The organism is Oceanobacillus locisalsi (genome assembly GCF_042675985.1).
In the GTDB taxonomy this organism is placed as follows: Bacteria; Bacillota; Bacilli; order Bacillales; family Amphibacillaceae; genus Oceanobacillus; species Oceanobacillus locisalsi.
Genome location: NZ_JBHTKK010000003.1, coordinates 154296 through 170859, shown reverse-complemented (window position 1 = coordinate 170859; position 16564 = coordinate 154296). Strand labels below are relative to the sequence as shown.

The following is a 16564-nucleotide window of genomic DNA, read 5'->3' as shown; positions in this document are numbered from 1 at the left end:
GTTAACCGTTTTATAGCAAATATAGAAAAAGTGCTGAGCATTTATATGTGCCGGCACTTTTTCTATATTTGGCTTCCATTTGCACAGTAGATCCATAGCTGCTGCCTATCACCCTGCCAGGCAATGTGCTGCTTTATTTCATTCCCGCTGTCTTTACGAACATATACTTATATGCAACTTTTTAGTTTTCATGCATATGCTGATATAGAGCATTAGCCCATTTCAATTACGAAAGGGAAGGGAGTACGTTATTTTGAAAATACACATTGTGCAGCTTGGAGATACATTATGGAAATTGGCAGAGAAGTATAATGCTTCTTTTGAAGAATTAAAAAAAGTCAATTCACATTTGGCTAATCCCGAAAAGCTTATGCCTGGCATGAAAATAAAGATACCCGGATCCAAAAAAGCCGTCCAAAAAAACAATGCCAAAAAAGAGCAAACAGCACCTGGTGCAACAAAAAAAGAAACGCAAACGTCGCCGAAAGAACAACAGAAACCTGTGCAAAAAAAGGAACAACAGAAGGAACAACCAAAAGAGCAGCAAAAAGCAGAGCATCCATATAAACAAAAATCACCGACGCCCATTGCTGTGTTAACAGAAGATGATCAAAAAGAAAAGAAAAAAGAACAGTTCGAAGCAGTTATGCCGAAAATGCCACAGGCTCCAGCGATGCCTATTTTAGAAAAGGAAATGAAGACAGACAAAAAACAAGTACAAATGAAACAGCCTCCGAAGCCGGAAAAACCGAAACAGGAAAAACATACATCAGATGAAAAGAAGCAGCCATCAAGTATGCCATCACCAAAACCGCAACAAACCGAACAGCCGGCAGAGATGCCTTGTGAACCAATTGCTTTCATTCCGCAAATGATGCCGGTCTTTTATATGCCTTGTCCGCCAATGCCGCCGCAGATGCATCCTTATCCTGTACAGCCGGCCATGCAGCAAGGATTTCCTATGATGCCGCCAATGGGGGATTGTGGTTGTGGCGGACAAAATTATTCTCAGCAGGTACAAGGTGATTTTTATCCAATGCCTGGAGGGTTCCCTGAAGGTCCGTTCGGGATGCCGGAGATGCAGTTTCAGGAAATGCCTAATCAGCAACACCAAGCGATGCATCCGCCGAATCAGCAAGCATCGAACCATGGGTCCTATAGGATGCCTTCATCAAATAACCCAAATAATCAAACATCTGCATCCAGCCCGAATACTGGTGATCCGTCCTTTTCAGCTTATCAACCAAACCCGATGCCGACATCCGCATCCTTTATGAATGCACCGAGACAGCCGGAAAGACCGTCCGGAAATCAACGTTATTTTCAGCCTGATTATACGGCGGCACCCAATTCTTCACAGGAGCATCCGTTTTTCCCGAAACCGCCATTTTATCCAGAACATCCCGATGAAAAACATGACTCCGATTCATAAAAAATGTGTAAAAAATCCTTCCTGATCCATACTAAAAGTATGAGGGAGGATTTTATTATGTTGAAAATACAATATATGTTTTACGCTATATCGATTATATTATTGATGACAGGCTGTGCGAACACAACAACAGAAAAGCATACAGACAATGAACAATCCGTTCAGCCGATTCACTATGAAGAGAACAATACGCAAACACCTGTGAAGCGAGGACACGAGATAGTAAGACAAAATGAAGCTCCGTCTTTGGAATCTTTTGATCGAGAAGAAGCGGCTGCATTTCAAGAAATGATTCGTAAGCATCCAGATGTAGAGGACGTACAGGTGGTTACCGAAGCAAACCGGATTGTTGTGGCTGCTCAGATGAAAAAAGGAACAGACAGTAGTGATTTTGAGGAAATAAGTCAGGATATTGAACAAATGGTGGATACAGACAAACAGCTGTTCATTTATAATAATACGGCAAAATGGGAACGAGCAAAAGATTTTAATGCACGTGAGGAAGCAAATCAAATGGGAGAAGATACGGAACGTCTGTTTCAAAATTTATTTGAATAACGGCGATAAAAAGAGGGTTTTCCTTTTCTGATGGGACTTTTTTTGATATAGTAAAAAAAGAGTTTCGAGAGAGGAGTATGTCTAATGGCTGGACATTCCAAATGGAAAAATATACAAAAGAGAAAAAATGCGCAGGATGCCAAAAAAGGTAAAATTTTCATGAGGCATGCCAAGGATATCTATATTGCTGCAAAAAGCGGAGGCGGAGATATCGAAACCAACGCTGCTTTAAGAACCGCTGTGGATAAAGCCAAGGCAGATAATATGCCGAATGATAATATAGAGAGAAATATTAAAAAAGCAACCGGAACATTAGATGGCGCCACTTACGAGGAAATCACCTATGAAGGTTATGGACCTGGCGGTGTAGCGGTCATTGTAAATGTGTTAACAGATAATAAAAATCGGACTGCTGGAGAAATCAGACATGCTTTTAAAAAGCATGGCGGAAACCTGGGCGAAAATGGAAGTGTCTCCTTTATGTTTGACCGTAAAGGTTATATCGTCGTTGAGAATGAAGACGGGTCGATTGATGAAGACTCAATAACTTTAGATGCACTGGAAGCAGGTGCAGAAGATGTCAGTGTCGACGATGGCGCTTATGAAATTTACACAAGCCCGGAAGATTATCAGGACGTTGTCTCTTATTTAGAAGAGCAGTCTTACAAGCTTGCTGATGCAGAAGTCACTTATATTCCGCAAAATTATAACCCACTGTCTTCTGAAGACGAAGAGAAGATGATGAAGTTAGTGGATGCATTAGAAGAAAGTGAAGACGTGCAAGATGTTCATCATAATCTGGAGTCGAATGAATAAACTTCTATTTACTAAAATAGAAGTTTATTCATTGATTCCATTTAAAGCAAAAGGAGCTTAACATGATTGCATATATAAAGGGAAAACTTACTTCGATAAAAGAGAATGCTGTCATTGTGGATGTACACGGGATTGGGTATGAGATTCATTGTCCCAATCCTTATGTATTTGAACCGGAAATGAATCAGCAAGTCCAAATACATACGCACCATCATGTCAGAGAGGATGCACAAATCTTATTCGGTTTTCGGAATACAGATGAGAAATATTTATTCACGAAACTTATTTCCGTATCCGGAATTGGCCCTAAAGGTGCATTGGCAATACTGGCAGGTGTGAATATACAAGGTTTTATTGCAGCAGTTGAGAATGAAGATGAACGTTTTTTAACGACTTTTCCAGGAGTCGGGAAGAAAACAGCCCGCCAGATTATTTTGGACTTAAAAGGAAAATTAGTTCATGATTTTGCGATAGAAAATACAGTAGAACAACCTTCTGAAGCTGCAGTAAGTACCGGGGAGCGTGAAATTGTTTCTGAAGCGCTGGATGCATTGAAAGCATTAGGCTTTACCTCGAGTGAACTGAAGAAGATCACGCCGCAGTTGAAAGCAGATAACACGCTCACAAACACGGATGAAGTGATTCGTAAAGCATTCAGTCTGTTAGCAAAATAATAGAAAGGAGCGTTTGCCTTGGATGAACGGATGATTGACGGAAACTTGCAAGATGAGGACGTATCTGTAGAGCAAAGTATAAGACCGCTGCAGTTAGAAGATTACATTGGTCAACCAAAGGTAAAGGAAAATTTAAGTATCTTTATCCAAGCAGCAAAAATGCGGGAAGAACCGCTTGATCATGTATTGCTGTTCGGGCCGCCGGGATTGGGTAAAACGACACTGGCTTCTATTATTGCAAATGAGATGGGAGTACAATTCCGATCTACTTCTGGACCTGCCATTGAGCGGGCAGGAGATTTAGCGGCAATTTTGTCTTCATTGGAGCCGGGGGATGTATTATTTATTGATGAAGTACATCGCCTCCCGCGCTCTGTGGAAGAAGTATTGTACCCAGCAATGGAAGACTTTTTTATTGATATTGTGATAGGAAGCGGACCAAGCGCCCGCAGTGTCCGCATTGATTTGCCTCCGTTCACCCTTGTAGGGGCGACAACACGTTCTGGGCTGTTAAGCGCACCGTTACGTGACCGGTTTGGGGTGCTCAGCCGGCTGGAATATTATGATGTAGCGGACCTGCGGCAAATCGTCATGCGTACAGCCGATATATTTCACATGACTATAACGGAAGATGCCGCTGTAGAAATTGCCAGCAGATCCAGAGGAACACCGCGAATTGCCAACCGTTTACTGAAAAGAGTGCGGGACATTTCCCAGGTAAAAGGAGAAACAGAAATTAGTTATGAAACATCACGACAGGCTTTAAAAATGCTGCAGGTCGATGATGCCGGCTTGGATCATATTGATCACAAGTTGTTAAAAGAAATTATAGAAGGTTTTCATGGCGGTCCTGTCGGCTTGGATACCATCGCAGCGACGATTGGGGAAGAATCGCAGACCATTGAAGAAGTATATGAGCCTTTTCTGCTTCAATTAGGTTTTATTCAGCGGACCCCAAGGGGCAGGAAAGTTACATCAAAAGCCTATGAACATTTCGGAATACCAACGATAAACGGAGAAGAATGATGGGAAAAATCTTTATCATTGCCGGAATTGTTCTGATTGTCATTGGTCTCATTTGGTCATTCATCGGAAGACTGCCGGGTGATTTTACGTTTCAAAGAGGTAATATGACTTTTCATTTTCCGTTGATGACTTCTATTCTCGTTAGTGTTATATTAACGTTGATTTTGTTTATTATAAATAGATTCAGATAAGGTTTGAACGCCAAGAAGAAAGCAAGGGATGAACATGAATATAGAAGATTTTGATTTTGACCTGCCTGAAGAATTAATTGCGCAAACGCCGCTGCAAGATCGGAGTGCGTCCAGACTCTGTGTGTTAGATAAGCAGACAGGCCATATACAACACCAGCATTTTTCCGATATTATAGATTATCTTCAGGCAGGAGACTGTCTTGTATTAAACGATACGAAGGTGCTTCCTGCCCGTTTGTATGGCGTGAAAGAAGATACCGGTGCGAAACTGGAAGTTCTTTTACTCCATCAGGAAGAAGGCGATAGCTGGGAAGTGTTAGTAAAACCTGCGAAGAAAGTAAAAGAAGGAACAGTCATTGATTTTGGGGATGGCTTATTACAAGCAATTTGTACGGATATCAAAGAGCATGGCGGGCGTACGCTGGAATTTTCTTATCAAGGTATTTTTTATGAAATATTAGATCAGCTTGGTGAAATGCCGCTGCCGCCTTATATTAAGGAACAGCTGTCTGAAAATGACCGGTATCAGACGGTTTATGCAAGAGAAAAAGGGTCAGCCGCTGCACCCACTGCCGGCCTTCACTTTACCGATGAATTATTACAGCAGGTGAAGGATAAAGGAGTCGAGATTATTTTTATTACCCTCCATGTCGGACTCGGTACATTTCGTCCAGTCAGCGTAGATTCTGTAGAAGATCATACGATGCACAGCGAGTTTTATCGCATGTCGAAAGAGGCTGCTGACGCATTAAACAAAGCGAAGCAAGAGAGAAGAAGAATTATTTCCGTAGGCACGACTTCGACCCGTACATTGGAAACCATTGCTCGCGATCATGAAGGCGCCTTTGCAGAAGCAAGCGGCTGGACAGATATTTTCATCTATCCGCCATATCAATATCAGGCGATTGATGGATTGATTACGAATTTTCATCTTCCTAAATCGACACTTATTATGCTTGTCAGTGCTTTGGCAGGGAAAGATGAAGTGCTTCATGCCTACCGTGAAGCGGTGAAAGAGCGTTACCGCTTTTTCAGTTTTGGAGATGCCATGCTAATTATCTAGCCTTATCATGTATAAATACGTTATGATATGTTTAGGCTGAAGAAAAGGGAAGATGAATGATGACACCGATAACGTATGAATTAATAAAAACAGATAAACAGACAGGAGCGAGGCTTGGCCGAGTCCATACACCGCATGGTTCGTTTGATACACCTGCTTTTATGCCGGTCGGCACGCTCGCAACAGTAAAAACAATGAGTCCGGAAGAATTGCATTCGATGCAGGCAAATATTATCTTATCGAATACCTATCATTTATGGCTGCGGCCGGGTGAAGATATTATTGAGGAAGCCGGCGGTCTGCATAAGTTTATGAATTGGGATAAAGCTATTTTGACAGATTCGGGCGGTTTTCAGGTATTCAGTTTAAGTGATATGCGCCAGATAGAGGAAAAGGGTGTTCATTTCCGGAATCATTTAAATGGAGAGAAACTGTTCTTATCACCGGAAAAAGCAATGCATATACAAAATGCATTAGGTTCTGATATTATGATGGCATTTGATGAATGTCCGCCATACCCTGCAGCATATGATTATATGAAGTCATCTGTTGAACGGACATCCAGGTGGGCGGAACGTTGTCTTGAAGCGCATAGGCGACCGGAAACCCAAGGGCTTTTCGGAATTGTTCAGGGCGGCGAATATGAGGAACTGCGAAAACAAAGTGCAAGGGACTTAGTCTCCCTCGACTTTCCCGGCTATGCGATTGGCGGGTTATCGGTTGGCGAACCAAAAGATGTTATGAACCGCATGCTGGAATACACGACACCATTATTGCCGTCAAATAAACCGCGGTATTTAATGGGGGTAGGTTCTCCGGATGCACTCATTGATGGTGCAGTGCGTGGAATTGATATGTTTGACTGTGTACTCCCGACCCGGATTGCTAGAAACGGAACTTGCATGACGTCAAACGGCAGATTAGTCGTCCGGAATGCAAAATATGCACGTGATTTCACACCGATAGACGAGCATTGTGACTGTCATGTTTGTAAAAATTACACACGAGCTTACATCCGGCATTTAATAAAATGCAACGAAACATTTGGATTCCGACTTACGACTTATCATAACCTGTATTTTCTGTTAAAATTAATGGAGCAAGTCCGAACTGCTATAAAGGAAGATCGACTTGGTGACTTCAAAGAGTCATTCTTTGAACAATATGGATTGAATCAAGAGAATCCAAAGAACTTTTAGGAAGGAGTGGGAACATATGGGAGCTGAAATGATTACACCAATTTTATGGATTGTACTTATGTTTGCTATTTTTTACTTCTTACTTATTCGTCCGCAGCAAAAGCGTCAGAAACAAGTAAGACAGATGCAGGATAGTCTTCAAAAAGGCAATGACATCATAACTATCGGCGGTCTTCATGCGAAAATCCATGCGATTGATGAAGGCACCATCGTGTTAATTACGGAAGAAGGAACCAAATTAACATACGATCGTTCTGCAATCAGAGAAGTAAAACAAGAATCGTAATGAAAAAAAGCTAATGACATAGTCGTTAGCTTTTTTATTAGATTTACGATAGCGTCTCAAGTTTTATTACTCTTCTGCGGGACTTGAAAAATTAACACCGATAATGCCGCCTAAAATAGCCGCAATCAGGTAAAAGCCGTGATACATCACTTGTGTTAAAGTGAAACCTTGCTGGTATCCGAGAAACTGCACCAGAAAAACAAATCCTGTAAATCCTGCTCCGATGCACACACCTAGTAACCATCCTTTTGCTTTTCCTTTTAAACCGGTAATGCATCCGCATGAGAATAGAATGAGCAGTCCGATAATAAAGGTAGTCCAGGATAATGTTGCTTCTGTCATGTTTATCATTTTTAAAAATAATCCCAACGCAAAGCTCGAGATAAAAAGTAAAACGAACAATATAATCCAACCATAAAGCAAGGACGTCCATTGAATTTTTTCCATTGTTTTATCTCCTCTCCAGTTTGATCCTTATTCTAAATTTATGCTTGGACATTTCATTTAGAAGAATTATTTACTCAACTTTTGCACTTTAAAGAGTAACTTCCATTTCATAGGCACAGGGGTTGATTGTTTCTTCTATGCAGCTGAAGATGGGAAGGTAAGGTGTAAGGCGACCGCTGCGGCGGACCGTTTTGCTTTCCGACGTACAGGACGTACTAGTGCAGACGTTGCAACAACGGTTTTAATGGGGTGAGTAAGCGCAACCCCAGGACGTTGCGACTTTAGTCTGCCTAGGGGCACGCTCTTCAGCTAACTTTTGCCAAGAAGAGCGCTTGGCAAAAGGGCATCTTCAGAGGGTGCTGATCCCTTGTCCAGCTACAAGCGTCAAAAACTAGACAACTTCCCGAAAGCGCCCTACGATAAAGAAGACTTAGCGATTGGCAAGCCGGCAGGCGCAGACAGAGCTAAAGTCGCACTTATGCCCCGCGGGTGAAAGTCATCATCCGTTCGTAAGCTCACGGTGATTCCTTTATCTCGTAAGCGATGGAAGTTCGACCAAGGTCGAACCACCCCCAAAGATCGGGGGCGCAGTTGTTACGTTTTTAAACGACGCTTTCCGCTTTCCTCACAGGAGTCAAAACGATCCGCCTCCGCTAGTGGGATTTTCTATACAGATAAATAGCTGAAGCCGTCCCCATGGAAAGCGTAGGGCTTGGCCGGAGCGGTTGCTATACGCCATACCCTGTTCAAAAAAATAGAAGGAAGCTCTAACGAAAAGCAAGTATGGTAATAGAAAGCATGTTCATCCTGGAACAGCAACGTTTATATGCTTATTCTTAGCTGCGAAAGTCGAGTTATTTAAAAGACAGATGCCGGAATATCATTTCTTTTTTGATAAAAAAGGCAGTTGTTTTAATTCTTCTTTTCGGATGAAACGTAATAGAATCAGTAAGATAAGATAAATCAAAACAATGACTGCCAGCAGCAAGATCAACGTAATGACATTGGTATCTGCTGTGTAGAATTGATTTTTTATATATAAGGTCAGGAGAAAAGTAATTCCCGCTAAGGTAATCATTCGAACAATTTCTTTTGCGGCAGGGAAATAATTGATTTCTTTTTTCAGTACGGTGAGATGAAGTAAAGTAACAAGAACAACATTGGCGCAGATAGCAATTGCTGCTCCCCGGATACCTAAATGAGAGCTTGTTGCCAACAGCAGCATCGTACCGAATTTTAAGATAACCCCAATCAAGGTATTCCACATGGCCGGTCTGGCTAAATCCAAAGCTTGGAGTGCTGCTTGAAGCGGTGCCTGGATGTATAAAAATAAGAAAAAAGGCGCCATGATAATCAGTAACGGAGCTGCGGAATCCGAATCATACATCAAATGGAGCAAATCTGCTGCAAATAAAGTCATGATAATCGTAGCGAGTGCACCGGATGCAAAAGAAATACGAATAGACTGGTGAATACGATTATGAATGAGTTCTGTTTGATTTTTAACTGCTGCTTCTGAAATAGAAGGAACCAGTGCAATGGATAAGGAACTTGTAATAAATGTCGGTAAAAATAATAATGGCATGGTGTAACCCATTAATTCTCCATATTGCCGGGTTGCGACTGCTGTTGTAATACCGGCCAAAGCAAGCGACTGAACGATAATAATCGGATCGAGAAAGTTCGAGATGGAACCAATCATTCTATTTCCCAGTGTAGGCATGGAAATAGATAACAGTTCTTTCGCTGTTTTCTTTCCAGTTAGAACGGTTTCTGTAAAATGTTTTCGTATTTTCAACTTTCTTTTTTGGCGAAATTTTCGAATCATGTATAGAAGCGATGCAAATTCACCGATAATAATACTGAACATAGCACCAGCAGCTGCGTATTCTACGCCATAAGGCAGCAGAATGTAAATAAATATACCGACAAATGCAATGCGGACGATCTGTTCCAATACTTGGGCAATGCTTTGGGGTTTCATATTTTGTTTCCCTTGAAAATAGCCCCTTAATACTGCTGACACAGCTGCAATCGGGATAATGGGGCTAATAACAACCAAGGGCAGCAATACGCGTTCATCCGTAAACAAGGTAACAGATAATAAAGGAGCAGCCAGTATCAGCAGCACTGTAAATAAGATGCTTGCGCTTAAGGTGATTGCGAGAGACACTGCAACTATCTGTTTTATTTTTTTCGAATCATTTTGCGCGTCTGCTTCTGCTACACGCTTAGAAATGGCAACAGGAAGACCAAATTGTGTCAAAGTTATCACTAAAAATAAAGTAGGCAAAGCCATCATATAGAGCCCGACACCTTCCTCACCCATAAAGCGAGCTACCACCATGCGGTTAATAAAGCCCATAAAACGGGTAAGCATCCCGGCGATAATTAAAATCAATGCTCCTTGGATAAAGGATTGTTTTGTCATTTGTGTTGCCCCGCCTTCTCAAAAAAATAAATTTGATATACAATGATATATATGCTGAATGATGGACAAACCATGACAGTTGAATAAAAAAGGCGTACAATAAGGAGTCGTATTAAAAAAACTATCAAATACGGCTGACAAACACGTCATAGAGATGAAACAGAAATGGTGGGATGAAATGAAATGGATAATCAACATGTAGATGCATGGAAAGATATGATTTATCCGGCACTGATAAGCAAGAAGGAAGAATTGGAAATGCTGGGTTATGAACAGGCAACCCCGGAAGATGTATGGAAGTGTCTTTCCGTGAAAGTTTGGAAGGGTGAGCCTGAAAAAAGGCTGCATGAAATGGTGCAGGATATTTTTCATTTGAAATCATCTGTTTATTTAAGCTATTTAACCATTCAATCCTATGAAAATGATGATCTGGCTGCTTCCGTGGAAGCATTGCTGGGGAATACGGAAAACAAGGAAAGTTAACGTTCGTTAGAAAAGGTTGATATACGAAGGAGGAAGTGCAAACGATGAAAAAAAGAGGCAGAATCGTTGCCTTTTTTCTTGTCATCGCAGTTTTGGCAGGAGTAATTGGAACAACGTTCAGCAGTCTGGCAAAAAACGTGAATCTTGGTTTGGATTTGCAGGGTGGCTTTGAAGTACTATATGAAGTTGAACCTGTGGAAGAAGGCCAGGAAATCTCAGACAGTTTATTGGAAGGAACCGTTGAAACGCTGAATGACCGTGTGAATCGTCTCGGAATCAGTGAAGCGGACATTAATATAGAAGGAGAGGACAGGATCCGGGTACAGCTTGCTGGAGTGGAAAACCAGGCGGAAGCAAGAGAGCTGTTGTCCTCATCGGCTCAATTGTCTTTCCGGGATGTGGATGACAATGAATACCTGGACGGATCAGACCTTGTAGATGGAAGTGCCAGCCAGGATTATAATCCGAATACGAATGCACCCATTGTTACTTTACAATTGCAAGATGCATCCAAGTTTGGTGAGGTAACGGAAGAAATCAGCCAAATGGCAGATAACCGCATGGTCATCTGGATGGATTATCAGGAAGAGGAAGATTCTTTCCAGGAGGAAATGACCAAAGAAGACCCTAAATATGTCTCTGCTCCGGGAGTAAGTGAACCCATTCATTCCAATGATGTCATGATTGAGGGAGACTTTACCGTAGAATCAGCACAGCAAATGGCTGACATTATTAATTCCGGTTCACTGGATGTACATATGAATGAAATTTTCTCTACATCTGTAGGTGCACAATTCGGTGAACAGGCATTGAATGAAACGGTGATTGCAGGAATGATTGGGATTGCTTTAATCATTCTTTATCTATGCGCATTTTATCGCTTCAGCGGAATCATTGCTTCCATTAATTTAGTGGTCTATGTATTCCTGGTCGTATTAATATTTGAATTGCTCAATGGCGTACTGACATTGCCGGGTATAGCTGCCCTGATCCTGGGAGTGGGAATGGCAGTCGATGCGAACGTAATTACGTTTGAACGTATTAAAGAAGAGTTACGTGTCGGTAAATCTGTAAAAGCTGCTTTCCAATCTGGAAACAAAAACTCACTCATCACTATATTAGATGCGAACTTAACGACCTTAATCGCTGCAGCTGTTCTATTTGCATTTGGTACAAGCTCAGTTAAAGGTTTTGCGACCATGCTGATTATCAGTATCGTTGTCAGCTTCATTACAGCTGTATTCGGTACGCGCTTTTTCTTAAACTTATGGGTTCAAAGCGGCTTCTTAAGAAAGAGAAAAGGCTGGCTTGGTGTGAATAAAAACAACATCCAGGATATTGAAGACGGTGAAGTACGTGAGGCAACCATTTTTGGAAAGCAAGCTCATATTACCAATCACCGTAAGAAGTTCTTTACTTTCTCTTTACTGTTAATTGTTATCGGAGCTGTCGCCCTCGGCGTCTTCCGAATCAATCCGGGTGTTGATTTTACTAGCGGCACAAGGGTGGAAGTTGTAGCCGACGAAGGCTTGACAGAAGAGGAAATAGAATCCGAATTTGCGACGTTAGGTTATGAAGCAAACTCCGTCAACTTATCTGGAGAAAATAATGAGATTGCCGTTGCGCGTTTTGATACTGTTCTGGATGAAGGCGAAGTGGATACCGTACAACAGCATTTTGCGGATTTATATGGGCAAGAGCCAAGTACTAGTGTTGTATCACCGATAGTCGGACAGGAACTAGTGAGAAATGCCATATTTGCAGTGGCCATTGCTTCCATATTCATTATTGCATATGTGGCCATCCGCTTTGAATTCTTCTTTGGTGTTACAGCTATTCTTACGCTCTTGCATGATGTATTTTTCATGCTGGTCGCTTTCAGTGTGACACAAATAGAATTCGATGTAACCATTGTGGCCGCGATTTTGACGATTATCGGTTATTCCTTGAATAATACCATTGTTATTTTTGATCGGATCAGAGAAAACATCCGTCTGGAAAAACAGGTCAAGTCCTTTAAAAAACTTACAGAAGTGGTGAACCGAAGTATTGTTCAATCGTTTACCCGGACAATGAACACCTCGATCACGACCGTTATTGCAGTGGTTGCCTTTATGGTGCTTGGCGCATCCTCCATATGGAGTTTCGCTTTTGCATTATTAGTCGGATTAATCGCCGGAACGTATTCGTCCTTATTCCTTGCTTCCCAGCTTTGGCTGATATGGAGAGGACGGAAAGTAAAAGACAAGCCGGTTGATTTCAGAAAGAAAGAAAGAGTAGATGGTCCGCAAGTATAGATACGAATAAGCAGTAAATAAAAAAGAGAGCTTTCAATATGGTTATGCCGGAGAAATTTGCAAATGATTTTTTTAGGCAGTATCATAAATAAATGGAAGCTCTCTTTTTTTATTGTATGGAATGCTTAAAAACATACTTAATCGGGTAATGAATGGATAGCAACAATTTTTTAATGATGGAGGAAGATTTATGAATGGACAAGTCTATGTCATACTAGCAATTATATTTGTTATTATTATTGCGGTGTTTGCTGTTATCAACGTGGATCCTGTCGCAGTGGATTATTTATTCTGGACGGCGGATTCCCCTTTAATTCTGGTTATTCTCTTTTCTGTATTAATGGGAGGCTTAATCACTGCAGCAGTTGGAGCAATTCGACTTTACAGAGCACATCACGAAGCCAAAAAACTCCGTTCAGAAAATGACCGTTTAAAAAAACGGCTGGCAGCACATGGGATTACAGATGAGCAAACGGAGAAAAATAATAACAGGAAAGAAGAGGCAACATCCCGAAAAGAAAAGCGTAATGAAGACAAACAGACGAAAAGAACAAATAAAGAATAATCTGTCTTATTCATTTTTGTTCATGAATGTGAGAAATCTATTTGATGCCCCTGGCTTACTTTGTGTATAATAAGTAGGTCAGGGGTGAATTTATGCTATCAAGTAAAGCAAATTGGAAATATATAAACCAGCCTCCTGTGGAGGAGAGAGATTCGATAGACATAGCGATATCGCCTATTGTAAAGGATCTGTTTTTACAAAGAGGAATGAAGACGACGGAAGAAGTCAAACAATTTATGCAGCCAGATTTAAATCACCTGCAGGATCCCTTCTTATTAAACGGAATGGATAAAGCAGTAGAGCGGATTCATGAAGCAGTTGAGCGTCATGAGAAAATTGTTGTATACGGAGATTATGACGCGGATGGAGTAAGTTCCACTGTTGTATTACTGCATGCATTGAAAAAAATTGGCGCAGAATGTGAATACTATATTCCGAATCGGTTTACAGAAGGATACGGCCCGAATGAGGCTGCATTCAGAAACCTTCAGCAATCAGGATTCGATTTGATTATTACGGTCGATACAGGAATTGCTTCCGTCCATGAAGCGGAAGTAGCCAAAGAGATTGGAATAGATGTTATTATTACGGATCATCATGAACCGCAGTCAGAGATACCGGATTGCTATACCATTATTCATCCCAAGTTATCTGAGGGCTATCCCTTTAAAGAACTTGCAGGTGTCGGTGTTTCTCTAAAATTAGCACAAGCTTTAATTGGTGAATTGCCTGTGGAAATACTTCCATATGCGGCTATCGGCACTATTGCGGATTTAGTTCCATTGGTTTCGGAAAACCGAATTCTGGCAACATTTGGATTAAAAGAAATGCAATCGACCGCTTATGCTGGATTGAATGCTTTGAAACAAGTCTGTCGTATAGAGGGTGATCCGACAGAAGAAGATATCGGTTTTCGAATCGGCCCGCGATTAAACGCAGTAGGTCGACTGGGAGACGCAGATTTAGCCGTTGACCTTTTACTGGAAGAAGATGCGGAAATTGCTTTGGAAATGGCCAATGAAATCAATCAGGTGAACGAACAGCGTAAGAAGATTGTCCAAGATATTGTGGATGAAGCAATGGAAATGGTCCAAACGGATAAACGGGTTATTATTGTAGCTAAAGAAGGCTGGAATGAAGGAGTATTAGGCATCGTTGCTTCCAAATTAGTCCAAAAATATGACCGTCCGGCAATTGTGCTTGCTGTGAAGCCGGAACAAGGTGTTATAAAGGGTTCCGCAAGAAGTATTCCGGCATTTGATCTATTTGAGGGCTGTATGACCGTCAGAGAGTTGTTTACCCAATTTGGGGGACATGCGCAGGCAGCAGGGATGACATTGCCTGCTGAAAATATGGAACCGCTGGAAACAGCTTTGAACGATTTACTTTTTGAGCGTTTGTCAGAAGAAGATTTTAAGCAGGAATTATATATTAATGCTATATTAGATATGGAAGATATTGATGTATCTATGATTGAGGAAATGGAAAAACTTTCTCCATTCGGTATGGGGAATCCGAAACCGTTATTCGAGATAAATGGCGTTCCCAAGGAAGTGCGTCAAATCGGAAGCAGAAAGAACCATTTGAAATTGCAGTTCGCTTCTGCTGATACAAAGATGGATATGGTCGGTTTTGGATTCGGGGAGTTGAAAGAAGCGATTTCTCCGTATACAGAGGTATCGGTTGCGGGTGAACTTTCTATTAACGAGTGGAATGGCAGCAGGAATGCCCAATTAATGCTGGAAGACTTAAAAATTACAGCGTGGCAGCTTTTCGACTTTCGTGGCAAGAAAGCGGAGCAATTGCTTCCGGATACAGGAAAAGAAGTCTTTGTATGCAAGGACCTGGATCTGACCCAAATTGCTGAACAGCAAGAGACTTACACGTATCAAGAGGCGCTCTCTACGGATCTCCGTTCTTATCAGACAATCGGTTTTACAGAGCTTCCGGCGTCATTACACGATATGGAGGAAATTATCCGGCAGATGAATCCGGATAATATTGTTATTGCCATACGACGGGTGCCAAATCAATATCCATTTCAGTTTCCTTCCCGGAAAGAATTTATAGACTATTACACCTTGATTAAACAGCATAAGAAGTTTCGGGTTGCAGAAATGCAAAAAGCAATTGAGCAGCACCGAGGCTGGAATGAAGCAAAAGTCAATTTTATGTCAGACGTATTTGCAGATTTAGGTTTTGCTGAGAAAAAGGAAGGCTGGCTTCGCTATACGACACCAGCAACGAAAAAAGATTTATCCGAATCGATGATATATCAACATTGTATCAAACAAAAAGAAACAGAGCGTATACTTATTTATTCTAATTACCAGGATTTGAAAAAGTGGTTTGAATCTTGTATGGATACGTCTATGAACCAAAAGGAGGAAGCAATGTATGGATTATAAAGAGTATATAGAAATAGTAGAGAATTGGCCAAAAGAAGGAATCCGTTTTAAAGATATTACACCATTGATGGCTGATGGTCCGGCATTTAAATCAGCTGTAGATGAAATTGTCGAATATGCGAAAGAAAAAGAAATTGATGTCGTTGTAGGTCCGGAAGCAAGAGGGTTTATTGTCGGCTGTCCCGTGTCTTATGCGCTGGAAATCGGCTTTGCACCGGTGCGTAAAGAAGGAAAGTTGCCAAGGGAAGTTATCAAAGTGGATTATGGCCTGGAATACGGAAAAAATATATTAACTATCCATAAAGATGCAATCAGCCCTGGTCAGCGTGTGCTTATTACAGATGATCTTCTGGCAACAGGCGGTACCATTGAAGCAACGATTAATCTAGTAGAGCAGCTCGGCGGAATTGTTGTCGGCTGTGCTTTTCTGGTCGAATTAGGTTATCTGGACGGCAAGGATAAATTAGACGGCTACGATGTGCTTACTATCATGACCTACTAGAGAATATGTAAAAAGAGTCAAACAGAGCTGCATCCTGTCTGGCTCTTTTTGTATAGATTTTTAATAACCGCACATCAGGTTTATAGTTGGACATACATATATGAAAAGTCTTATAATAGTAATTATTATCGAAACCTGTTTAAAAACGGAGAAGTATAAACGATTGTAAACAAAAGGAATGGCTTC

At 41.3% G+C, this 16564-nt stretch carries 17 protein-coding genes; 15 read left to right on the top strand and 2 right to left on the bottom strand.

The window, feature by feature from the left end; genetic code table 11:
- Positions 1–253 precede the first annotated feature (253 nt).
- The 9 genes from safA (at position 254) to yajC (ending at position 7245) form a co-directional block, all read left to right on the top strand.
- Positions 254–1432, top strand: coding sequence for a SafA/ExsA family spore coat assembly protein (gene safA, locus ACFQ19_RS04990; RefSeq protein WP_379591002.1), 1179 nt, complete (start codon positions 254–256; stop codon positions 1430–1432).
- Positions 1433–1489: 57 nt separating this feature from the next.
- On the top strand, positions 1490–1990 hold the full coding sequence (locus ACFQ19_RS04985; protein ID WP_379591001.1) for a YhcN/YlaJ family sporulation lipoprotein: 501 nt from the start codon (positions 1490–1492) through the stop codon (positions 1988–1990).
- A gap of 84 nt (positions 1991–2074) precedes the next feature.
- Positions 2075–2806, top strand: a complete 732-nt coding sequence (locus ACFQ19_RS04980) for a YebC/PmpR family DNA-binding transcriptional regulator (protein ID WP_379590999.1) — start codon at positions 2075–2077, stop codon at positions 2804–2806.
- A 62-nt stretch (positions 2807–2868) separates the two neighbouring features.
- Entirely contained in the window at positions 2869–3480 is a 612-nt protein-coding gene (ruvA, locus tag ACFQ19_RS04975) for a Holliday junction branch migration protein RuvA (RefSeq protein WP_379590998.1), read from the top strand.
- An 18-nt stretch (positions 3481–3498) separates the two neighbouring features.
- The gene (gene ruvB, locus ACFQ19_RS04970; RefSeq protein WP_379590996.1) at positions 3499–4506 is read left to right on the top strand and encodes a Holliday junction branch migration DNA helicase RuvB; all 1008 of its coding nucleotides are present in this window, start codon (positions 3499–3501) and stop codon (positions 4504–4506) included.
- On the top strand, positions 4506–4697 hold the full coding sequence (locus tag ACFQ19_RS04965) for a DUF2905 domain-containing protein (RefSeq protein ID WP_379590994.1): 192 nt from the start codon (positions 4506–4508) through the stop codon (positions 4695–4697). The genes ruvB and ACFQ19_RS04965 overlap by 1 nt, the downstream gene beginning before the upstream one ends.
- 34 nt (positions 4698–4731) lie before the next feature.
- Complete coding sequence (gene queA / locus ACFQ19_RS04960) at positions 4732–5760, top strand: tRNA preQ1(34) S-adenosylmethionine ribosyltransferase-isomerase QueA (RefSeq protein WP_379590992.1); 1029 nt, start codon at positions 4732–4734, stop codon at positions 5758–5760.
- Between the two features lie 59 nt (positions 5761–5819).
- Positions 5820–6959, top strand: a complete 1140-nt coding sequence (gene tgt / locus ACFQ19_RS04955; RefSeq protein ID WP_379590990.1) for a tRNA guanosine(34) transglycosylase Tgt — start codon at positions 5820–5822, stop codon at positions 6957–6959.
- Positions 6960–6975: 16 nt separating this feature from the next.
- Positions 6976–7245: a preprotein translocase subunit YajC gene (gene yajC / locus ACFQ19_RS04950; protein ID WP_379590988.1), complete on the top strand. Its 270-nt coding sequence runs from the start codon at positions 6976–6978 to the stop codon at positions 7243–7245.
- A 66-nt stretch (positions 7246–7311) separates the two neighbouring features.
- Here the strand turns inward: yajC and ACFQ19_RS04945 are convergent, their stop codons facing one another.
- The gene (locus ACFQ19_RS04945; RefSeq protein ID WP_379590987.1) at positions 7312–7692 is read right to left on the bottom strand and encodes a TIGR04086 family membrane protein; all 381 of its coding nucleotides are present in this window, start codon (positions 7690–7692) and stop codon (positions 7312–7314) included.
- Between the two features lie 367 nt (positions 7693–8059).
- Here ACFQ19_RS04945 and ACFQ19_RS04940 point away from each other — a divergent pair, with 367 nt between their 5' ends.
- Positions 8060–8185, top strand: a complete 126-nt coding sequence (locus ACFQ19_RS04940) for a hypothetical protein (protein ID WP_379590986.1) — start codon at positions 8060–8062, stop codon at positions 8183–8185.
- 387 nt (positions 8186–8572) lie between these two features.
- Here the strand turns inward: ACFQ19_RS04940 and spoVB are convergent, their stop codons facing one another.
- Positions 8573–10123 (bottom strand): stage V sporulation protein B, encoded by a 1551-nt coding sequence (gene spoVB, locus ACFQ19_RS04935; protein WP_379590984.1) that lies wholly within the window; start codon positions 10121–10123, stop codon positions 8573–8575.
- 183 nt (positions 10124–10306) lie between these two features.
- On the opposite strand from spoVB, the gene ACFQ19_RS04930 reads away from it, so the two are divergent.
- The 5 genes from ACFQ19_RS04930 to ACFQ19_RS04910 all read left to right on the top strand — a co-directional run bounded on the left by ACFQ19_RS04930 (position 10307) and on the right by ACFQ19_RS04910 (position 16378).
- Entirely contained in the window at positions 10307–10606 is a 300-nt protein-coding gene (locus ACFQ19_RS04930) for a post-transcriptional regulator (protein ID WP_379590983.1), read from the top strand.
- A gap of 44 nt (positions 10607–10650) precedes the next feature.
- The gene (secDF, locus tag ACFQ19_RS04925) at positions 10651–12903 is read left to right on the top strand and encodes a protein translocase subunit SecDF (RefSeq protein WP_379590981.1); all 2253 of its coding nucleotides are present in this window, start codon (positions 10651–10653) and stop codon (positions 12901–12903) included.
- Positions 12904–13093: 190 nt separating this feature from the next.
- On the top strand, positions 13094–13468 hold the full coding sequence (locus ACFQ19_RS04920; RefSeq protein ID WP_379590979.1) for a LapA family protein: 375 nt from the start codon (positions 13094–13096) through the stop codon (positions 13466–13468).
- 92 nt (positions 13469–13560) lie between these two features.
- A complete protein-coding gene (gene recJ, locus ACFQ19_RS04915) occupies positions 13561–15876 on the top strand; it encodes a single-stranded-DNA-specific exonuclease RecJ (protein WP_379590977.1) in 2316 nt (771 codons plus the stop codon).
- The gene (locus ACFQ19_RS04910) at positions 15866–16378 is read left to right on the top strand and encodes an adenine phosphoribosyltransferase (RefSeq protein WP_379590976.1); all 513 of its coding nucleotides are present in this window, start codon (positions 15866–15868) and stop codon (positions 16376–16378) included. The genes recJ and ACFQ19_RS04910 overlap by 11 nt, the downstream gene beginning before the upstream one ends.
- The last annotated feature ends 186 nt before the right edge of the window (positions 16379–16564 follow it).

What these genes read in the sequence shown, in the direction of transcription:
- ACFQ19_RS04930 (WP_379590983.1), top strand. Translation starts at nt 10,307, where the DNA reads ATGGATAATCAACATGTAGATGCATGGAAAGATATGATTTATCCGGCA.
- ACFQ19_RS04985 (WP_379591001.1), top strand. Translation starts at nt 1,490, where the DNA reads ATGTTGAAAATACAATATATGTTTTACGCTATATCGATTATATTATTG.
- ACFQ19_RS04910 (WP_379590976.1), top strand. Translation starts at nt 15,866, where the DNA reads ATGGATTATAAAGAGTATATAGAAATAGTAGAGAATTGGCCAAAAGAA.
- ACFQ19_RS04920 (WP_379590979.1), top strand. Translation starts at nt 13,094, where the DNA reads ATGAATGGACAAGTCTATGTCATACTAGCAATTATATTTGTTATTATT.
- ACFQ19_RS04980 (WP_379590999.1), top strand. Translation starts at nt 2,075, where the DNA reads ATGGCTGGACATTCCAAATGGAAAAATATACAAAAGAGAAAAAATGCG.
- tgt (WP_379590990.1), top strand. Translation starts at nt 5,820, where the DNA reads ATGACACCGATAACGTATGAATTAATAAAAACAGATAAACAGACAGGA.
- ACFQ19_RS04965 (WP_379590994.1), top strand. Translation starts at nt 4,506, where the DNA reads ATGGGAAAAATCTTTATCATTGCCGGAATTGTTCTGATTGTCATTGGT.
- queA (WP_379590992.1), top strand. Translation starts at nt 4,732, where the DNA reads ATGAATATAGAAGATTTTGATTTTGACCTGCCTGAAGAATTAATTGCG.
- yajC (WP_379590988.1), top strand. Translation starts at nt 6,976, where the DNA reads ATGGGAGCTGAAATGATTACACCAATTTTATGGATTGTACTTATGTTT.
- ACFQ19_RS04945 (WP_379590987.1), bottom strand. Translation starts at nt 7,692, where the DNA reads ATGGAAAAAATTCAATGGACGTCCTTGCTTTATGGTTGGATTATATTG.
- ruvA (WP_379590998.1), top strand. Translation starts at nt 2,869, where the DNA reads ATGATTGCATATATAAAGGGAAAACTTACTTCGATAAAAGAGAATGCT.
- secDF (WP_379590981.1), top strand. Translation starts at nt 10,651, where the DNA reads ATGAAAAAAAGAGGCAGAATCGTTGCCTTTTTTCTTGTCATCGCAGTT.
- recJ (WP_379590977.1), top strand. Translation starts at nt 13,561, where the DNA reads ATGCTATCAAGTAAAGCAAATTGGAAATATATAAACCAGCCTCCTGTG.
- spoVB (WP_379590984.1), bottom strand. Translation starts at nt 10,123, where the DNA reads ATGACAAAACAATCCTTTATCCAAGGAGCATTGATTTTAATTATCGCC.